Here is an 8,051-nt window from a genome sequence, read left to right on the forward strand (position 1 = left end):
TCGTCGGCGACAAGGAGAGCCTGGAGAATGCCCTGACCGGTTCGGGCGGCGAAGCCGTGTCCGGCGTTCGCAGTTCTGTACGGAATTGGCGGGCCAAGCAGAATATGTCTGCGAACGTCTATCTCATTGATATCGAATTTTTATTCTGTTTCAAGCCGGGCTATGCATCGCTCCGCGTGAACCCCGCCTCAGCGCCTCTGCTCAAACCAAAAATGTTCCAGTGGATGCACGATGAAGTGGTCAAGGTTCACAGCAGAGCAGATCGTCGCGATCCTGCGCGAGGAGACCGGCGGCTCGAGTCCGCGCCCCATCTACACCGCGGCCTCACTCAAGCCGCTTCGCGCGGTGCCGTCGTGGTCATCTCCTCGCTTACTTGAAGCTCAGTTAGGATCTTGGGATGGCGCTGTATCGGGAAGCACATGACATGCTCATCCCCAAGGAACTTGGTGAGGTGGCCCTTCGCTACGATAAGGTGCAGGTCTACGCCTGCTAAGCGCCACCGGCAGTTAAGACGTTGTTGTTTGCGTGCTCGCCATTCCTAGCTGAGAGATCCACATCCTGGGCTGATTGACTCCGCCCCTCCAGCACTGCTCCGACCGCCTCGGTAGACGATTCGCGAGCGAGCATCTGTTCGCTATCGGATGATCTCGGGGTTCTACGGTCTTCGGCCGCCTCGCCGCCGAAACCTCGCAAGGTGCGCACGACGACCACGCTGCGGCCGTTGGCCAGCGGCGCGCGCACGACCGTATGAATGGTGATGTTGCTTGCGAGCGGGATGCCGGGCAGGGCGACGATCATCTGGGTCTTGGTCGCACGGCATAGATCCACGGCCATGGCGAAGGAGTTCCTGTCGAAGCGCGCGCCTTCGTCGAGGAGGAGGAGCGGCAGGCGACGGACCGGCGTTCGGCTGCGGGAATCGCGTGCCCAGGAGCGCAGGATCATCAGAATCACGGCGAGCCCCGAGCCGACCAGTTCTCCAGTCGAGGCTTGACGGGCGTCGCGCCAACTGCCGTCGGCGCCGCAGATCTCGATGACGAGCTCGATGTAGCGCCGATAGTCGAGGGGGGCGAAATCCTGGGCATCGACGCCGGTCGCGGCTCGGTAAAGTTCCTGCAAGGCGACTTCGATCGACTTGTCCGACCGGGCGAAGAAGTCTGGTTGGCGGCGCAGCGCCTCGAGAAACTCCAGACGGTTCTTTTGCGGAACGGCCCTCACGCGAACGGCGCGGATGGTACCGAAGCTCGTCTCCCCAAAATCCTGCGACAGGCGAGCGATGCGACGGGTGGCCCCGCTGACTTGGCTCTGCAGCGCGGTCGACACCTCGCCCGCGCTGACCTGCAGCTGATCCTGGTGCTCGGACAATTGCCGGCCCAGCCGTTCGAGGCGCCCGCGCAGCGCCACGATGGCCTCGATCGTGTCCACCTCGCCGATGTCGAGGGGATGGAGATTGCGGATGTGCGCCGTCGTCGCGCGGTGCATGTCACGGAGCAGGATACCCGGGTTGGGCCCGTCCGCCTGGAGCGCGGCGAGCGCCTCGGTCCCTTCCGTTTCCTGTAGCAGGTCGCGCAGCCTGTCACGCCGCCGGTATCGCTCGCTCGCTTCGGGTGGCTCCTCCCGTAACCACGCGGGCAGCGATAGCCCCTTGATGGCGGCCCAGGAGGTCATCGCGGCGCGCAGTTCACACCGGGGGGTCTCGTGCTCGCGAGCTTGCTGGGCCGCCTTCTGGCGCGTGTCGCGTTGGCCCTCGTGCGTCGACCGGAGCCGCTCCGTCGCCCGCTCGATCGCTGACCTTAGCCGCTCCGATGCGCGTGCATTGGCGGCATGTCGGTTGCGCCAATCGATTTCGTGCTGGGCCTTCACCTCGTCGAGGGCGGCCAAGCGTTCGCCAATGTGCCTCGCCTCCGCCTTTGCTTGAGTGAGGGCGCGCGTCAGTCCCACCATTGTCAGGGGCAACAGGTCGTGCTCGACGCGCTCGGCCTCGAAGGCCAAGCGCTGTGCCTGTGTCGCGATCTCGCAAGCCGCCCGCTGCTCGGTCTCCAGCCTGGCGCGTTGCGCGCCCAATTCCTCGATGCGGCGCTCGCGCGCCGCCCTCCCGAGGGTGGTGCTGAGAGGAAGTCTGGTCAGGCGCACGCTGTCGGTCGTCTCATCGATCCAGCTCACGCCGATGCGCTGCCCCGTCCGATTCCGATGGGGAGCCGGCGAGGATGTCAGCCAGAGCTCCGCGCCGCCGACGCCAACGCGCGCCAGCGTGCGGGCGGCCGCCAGCGGCTCGGCGACGACAAGGCCTTGGCGAGCCAGGGGGCCGAGCTGGGCTTCGATCTCGCGCAACTCCTCTGCGTCGCCGCCCTCGAACAGTTCGCTCACGGGCGTGCCGCCGGTCAGAGCGGCCGCTTCGGCCAGTTCCGGGGGCACCCCCTTGGGGCGTTCCAGCGCCGCAAGCGTGACTTCGATCTCCTTGAGCGAGGCGCGCATGCTCGCGTCTGCCCCCTGCGCGGCGGCAAGCGTCTCTTCGAGGCCAGCCAGGAGTTCGGCGAGTCGATTGCCGGCGGCCCATGACTTGCCTCGCGCCTTCGCCGGCTCTCGCTTCTGCAGGAGGGAGCGGACGCGACGCGCCAGCGAATGGGCTTGGTCGGCGGCCCGGAGCCGATCCTGCGCGGAAGCCTGCGCGTTCCCGAGCCGGTCCCGTTCCTCCCTTACCCGCGTCAGGGCCCGCTCGGCTCGTCCCGACAGATACCGATTCAGTCGTTCCCGCCGCTGCTGCTCCGCCTCGAGTTCGATGATGCGCTCGGCCGCCTCCGCCACGTCGGAATCGAAGCCCGCGAGACTCCGGGCGAGAGCGCGCTTGCGGGTGAGCGAGGCCCGCAGTCGGCCGCGGGCCTCCGCGACCGCCCCGCCGATGGCCATGCCCTCGGCCACGGTGAACGCGTCGAGCGCTCGTACGAGTCTCTCGAGGCGTGCGAGGTTCTCGCTCGTGCGCTCGACTTCGAGGCGGCTGCGGCGGCAGGCCTGCACGTTATCCTGCATGGTCGACAGGATGCGGTCCACGCGCGGCTCCGGGGCGAGTATGTATTCGCGCAGCCCGCGGACGATCTCCGCGGACAGGCCACCGTGCAGGGAAGTCTCCAACAGACGCCCGTATTGCCGGCGGTCATCGGGCGTGGTCATGGCGCGGGGCGCCACCCCGAGCTGGAAGAGATCGGACAGATACTCCTCGACCGTCGCGCAGCGGTGGAAATCCAGGCCGCGCTCGAGCGCCATCTGCGCGAGGTCGCGGAGATCGCGGCCGAGCTCGCCGTCGCCGTCGAAGTCGGTGAACAGATCCCGCAGAGCGTCGAGGAGCGCCGACGGAATGTTGCGGATCAAGAATGGCGACGGCTTGAGGCCGCCGCCGGGCTTTCGCTCCAGGTGAACGCCGCACAGGGTCAGATCACCCCCATGCTCAACCACCAGCGCGCTGTAGGCGAAAGTCTCGTTGGCATCGATGCGCGCGGCGATGTCGCCGGTGGCGTGCTGGGCGTTGGCGACCGGACGCACGCGGACCAGCGACAGATCAGGCAAGAGGACGAGATAAGCCGCCGTCAGGATCGTCGTCTTGCCGGACCCGTTATCCCCGCACAGGGAGGTCACAGTGCTGTCAAGCTCGAACGCCTCGTAGGGAAAGCCATCCCAGTTGACGAGGACGAGCAGGCGGAGGCCGTCACCTGCCATCGTCAGCCTCCCTTCTCGGATCGATCGGTTCGGCCGGCGCGGCGCTCCCCTGCCGCGGCTTTTGGTCGGGGCCGACCTGCGCGGCGAAGCGCTGAGCGAAATGCACGAGCCGGGCGATGGCCTCGGTCGTGCGCACGGCCTCGCGAGAATCATTCGCGAAAGCAACCAGACCGATGGCCGCGATCTGGCGCAGGTGATTGATGACCGCCCCCCGGATCCTCTGCGGCGTGAGGTTGTGCGGCGCGCGCACGCCCGCCACCGCCATCAGCTGTCGCTGGTCGCCAAGCGCCTCCAAGGTCCTCAGGATTTCGGCGACGGTGATCAGGCCGCCGGACGCGAGCGCCTCGTCCGCGCGGTCGGCATCGAAGGTGAGCACCGTCACGACGATGGCGACGAGCATCTCCCCCTCGCTCAGGTGACGGATGGACAGGAGGCAGGCGGAGGGGTCGCCCGCCGGCTCGAGCCAGTAGAAGCCGTCCGGCGCGTGCTGGAGCGTCGCGCCGTAGCGGGCGAAGTGCTCCGAAAGCACGTCGTGGCCGAGGCTCAGGAATTCGTAGAGCGTTTCGTCCGACGTGCGCGTGACGTGGACGCCGGCCCGGAGCGCCACGTCGGCCCGTGGAAACAGCGGGTGCCGCATGGCGTCCGCGAGGGTCTCGAAGTCACTGCCGGCTGACATCGTATTCCTTCACCTCCGCCCCGTCCCGGACGTGAACCCACCGCACGAACCGCGACCGGGGCGGTACGTGCCGGACGAGCAGGGTCTGCAGGGCCTGTCCGGCGGCTGCGCCGAGAAGGGTGAGCGGCACGTCGATCCGGGCTCGCAGGATGGGCGCGAACGAAGCCGCCCCGCGTTCCTCCAGTTCGGCTTCGAAAGCGGCGACGATCTCGTTGGCCAGGAGGCTGACTTGCAGGGGCAGGTCGAGGTCCGGGCTGGCAGCGGCCAGAGCCGCGTCCCAATCGCGCGGCCGTCGCGTCCGCGTGGGCGACCGTTCCAGCAGCACCTCATCGTCGAGGACACGCAGGGACTCGGGCGCGCACAGGGGGAGGCCGGGCCCGTCGTCCGGCCAGATCTGGAGCACGCGCCGCAGAGCCGTCGAGACCTCACGGTTCGGATCGACCCTGAGGAGCAGCCGCAGGTGCCCGGTGATCCAGCGGTAATACTCCGACCACAGGTCGCTGCGTTCCGTGGACCAGGCGACGATCTGCTCCAGCCGAGCGAGCGTGGCATCGGCCGCGGCAGCCGTCTCGTGCGACCCCGCTACGCGGGCAGCGTCGACGATCCGCTGCACTTGAAGGGTGGCTTGGTCGACCCGCTCGAGCAGCGCTCGGCGAAGGTCCGCCATGGTGACGGTCATGTCGTTGAGCATCGCCATGGCACTCTCCAGGGCGCCCTTGGAGCGCTCCCGAACGATGCCCGGCACCTCCTGGCGCAGGCGGATTTGCTTCTCGTCGAGCATGGCTTGGTAGCCCTGTACCGAGCGCGTGACGGTCTCGACGACGTGCCGCAGCCGCAGGATCACGGCAGCGTCCCAATCCGCCTCCGGGGCGAGTGCCTCGGCGTGCGCCGCGACGTCGGCCAGGGTGCCGGTGACCGCGGCGAGGATGGCCGCGAGAGTGTCGGCCGACACAGGCGCGGCGAGGATGTATTCGCAGATCGCCTGTCCGATCCCGGTCGGCCGCCACTCCGGGACGACGGCGGCGTGTCCGAGGAGATCGGCGCGCATCAACACGCGCGCCTCCTCCAGGGCACGGATCGCGGCCTGGGCCCGGCGGGCCGTCGGCTCGTCCGCGTCGGCACCGAACAGGTGATCGACGTGACAGACCAACGAGCGGAGTTCCGGCAACGACAGGCTCGTGCGCGTGTCGCCCCCGGCCAAGCGTTCGTGGATGAGAAGCAGGAGGGCCACGTGCGCCCGCTCCAGCCTCATCTCGAAGCTGTCGCCCAGGTACTTCTGGACGGACTGCGAGGCCGACATCACCTCCCCTCCCGGTGCTTCGGGGCCGGTGGCCGCGCCCGGCGCAGGCGCGTCATGGCACGTTCCTGCCGTCCTCGACTCGCAGGCATGGGATCGTCTCGCCGGCGCGAAGCCCGCCAACGCCTTTGCGCAGCCGCAGGCGGATTGGGAAGAAGCGAAACGAGCTGCGGTCGAGGTCGGGCAGGTCGTCGAAAGGAGTGGTCACCAAGACCGCCGCGTTGTCACCGGCCTCCTTGACGAGGGGCTCGAGGCGGGCTGCCTCATCGACGCTACGCCCGACGACATCGTCGCGGTTGCGCAACGGGTTGTACTTCAGCAGCACGCGCCCGTAGGACAGGCCGACGCGACCGCGCAGCGAAACGGCTTGCAGGGATTTAATGAAATCGAAGGCGCAGTGCAGGGCGGCGTTCGGGTCGTTGAACACGGCCATGACCGCGTCGCCCCAGGTATTGCAGACGGCGACGTCTTCTCCCCTGATCCTCAGGGCGGCGACGCCCCACAGGATTTCGACGATCCTCGCCTTCTCGCCGGTGTCGAGGGCGGAGAACCCCTCCACGTCCATGAACAGGATGGCGGCGCGCCGGGGCCTCTCGGGCTCGCCACCCGTCGCAATGCTGGCGATCAGCTTATCGCGGCGACGTTCGAGCCCCTCGATCTCGTCGTTCTGCTCGCGGATGCGCGCCCAGGCCGATGCCACTTGGCGCCGGAGCCGGAGCACCTCGTCCTCAAGGCTCCCGAGCTTCTTGGCGAGCGTGGGGTCGGCGCGGACGTCCAGCTGTATGGTGCCGTCGCGGTTGCGCTTGAGCCCGATCGCGATGCCCTCGTGCCGGCGCTCGATCTCGTCCACGACCTGCCGCAGGAGACGGTAAGCGGCCTGGCCTCCACCGGCTGGCAGGTGCAGGAGATCGAGCCGGCCCCGGTCCGTGTAGGACGCCTCCTGGAACGGGTCGCGGTCAGCGGCGACGGCGTGCGCCACCTCCTCCTCCCACCCTGGCCATAGGGCCTTGATGCGCCGCTGGATGCTGCTGCGGGCCTTCTGCGAAGCGATTTCGAAGGTACGCGCCTTGCCGGGCTGCGGCTGGACCCAGCCGTTGTCGACGAGCTGCTGGAGTTCGCGCTCGTTGCCTGCAGTCCTCAGGACCGTACCGTCCCGGTGTAGACGTAGCAGGATCTCGATACGCGACCATGTATTATGGCCCGTGGCGGACTTTGCGGTGCTAAGACGGGCCACTGTCCTAAAGCTCAGTTTTGGCGGACTAGTTGGACTATCCCTCACGGCCGGGGTCAAGCCCCCTTCGCCCAATTCCCAAGGGTGTAGAGACTCCTGGTACCCGACCGGCAGGATTCCCTTCTGTACCAATAAGGAAATATTTGCCATTATATTTGACTTTGATTTACCCTGAATCCCAGTTGATTTGACCGCCAGACACGAGATATACGTTGTCTGTGCCGCGCAATGACCAGTAGTTTCTAGTTATCACAGCACGCGTCAATTCAACTCGGCCTGAGGACGTGTCTCCTGGCCTGACTGGCTGCACTCAGGTGATAAATCATGCACGGCATTGCGAGCTGTATAGAATACATAGTCGTTTGAAAGAATTTTAATGATGCCTATGTTTACGAGCGACGTCACTTCGCCGAGTTTCGCGATGCCATTTTCGATGATATCCCTCCAGATATTCAGATCCGCCAGTTCGAGACCTGTTAGCTTGCCGATCCTATTGGTGTCCAGCAGAACTGGTGTGGCTGAGGCAATTGATGGTGCGGCTACGAATTTGGGAGATCGGCTTTCATAGAACGCGCTGATAGGAAGATCCGAGCGTTTGCCAACGCTATTACTTGGCTCTAAGTTATTACCTTTTGTAAGTTAAGACGACGCTCAATCATGGTAAGCATCGCAGAAAGATGGTATCGAAGAGCGAAGACCTTTGTTGATTTTGTTGAGATCATGATCTAGCTCCGATGATTTATCAAATAGCACGTTATTAGATTGTTTTGAAAAATAGTTTTATCAAAAAGCAACTTCTTACTTCTCTCTTGCTAGTCCAATCAGCCATAGGGTATAAGCGGCTCGAAAGCGCATTCGATAGAAGCTCAACATCGTTATTTTTCATAATAAATTCGGCGCTGTCAGTACTGCGATAATTTCCAACAAATTTCACATTTGTAGAAATATTTTTAAGCATTCCATCTAATAAGTGATGTCTTTCCATCATATAACCTGCTGTGATGACCATACTTTTGTCAATATGACTCGGATTGTTATATAAATCATTTCCGAATTTCCGATCAACGAAGTCTTCTATTTGACCCACTATTACAGTATAAATTTTCATTGTTAAATCAAAAGCTTTGACACGGGCAGCA

Annotated in this window: 6 protein-coding genes; 1 reads left to right on the forward strand and 5 read right to left on the reverse strand. The window is 64.6% G+C overall.

The annotated features are described in order from the left end of the window. The coding region (locus tag MFF42_RS18565) for a hypothetical protein (RefSeq protein ID WP_238257074.1) at positions 1-377 on the forward strand (377 nt) is incomplete at its 5' end. A 112-nt stretch (positions 378-489) separates the two neighbouring features. Here the strand turns inward: MFF42_RS18565 and MFF42_RS18570 are convergent. From MFF42_RS18570 to MFF42_RS18590, 5 genes are all read right to left on the reverse strand, one after another. Beyond that, complete coding sequence (locus MFF42_RS18570) at positions 490-3,708, reverse strand: ATP-binding protein (RefSeq protein ID WP_238257075.1); 3,219 nt, start codon at positions 3,706-3,708, stop codon at positions 490-492. Further along, the gene (locus MFF42_RS18575; RefSeq protein ID WP_283206892.1) at positions 3,698-4,384 is read right to left on the reverse strand and encodes a chromosome partition protein MukE; all 687 of its coding nucleotides are present in this window, start codon (positions 4,382-4,384) and stop codon (positions 3,698-3,700) included. The genes MFF42_RS18570 and MFF42_RS18575 overlap by 11 nt, the downstream gene beginning before the upstream one ends. After that, positions 4,368-5,804 carry a hypothetical protein gene (locus tag MFF42_RS18580; RefSeq protein WP_238257077.1) on the reverse strand — a complete coding sequence of 479 codons (1,437 nt, stop codon included), beginning with the start codon at positions 5,802-5,804 and terminating at the stop codon, positions 4,368-4,370. The genes MFF42_RS18575 and MFF42_RS18580 overlap by 17 nt, the downstream gene beginning before the upstream one ends. Further along, positions 5,737-6,915 (reverse strand): adenylate/guanylate cyclase domain-containing protein, encoded by a 1,179-nt coding sequence (locus MFF42_RS18585; protein ID WP_238257078.1) that lies wholly within the window; start codon positions 6,913-6,915, stop codon positions 5,737-5,739. The genes MFF42_RS18580 and MFF42_RS18585 overlap by 68 nt, the downstream gene beginning before the upstream one ends. A gap of 754 nt (positions 6,916-7,669) precedes the next feature. After that, the coding region (locus MFF42_RS18590) for a hypothetical protein (protein WP_238257079.1) at positions 7,670-8,051 on the reverse strand (382 nt) is incomplete at its 5' end.

It is taken from the genome of Methylorubrum podarium (assembly GCF_022179745.1).
Classification (GTDB): domain Bacteria; phylum Pseudomonadota; class Alphaproteobacteria; order Rhizobiales; family Beijerinckiaceae; genus Methylobacterium; species Methylobacterium podarium.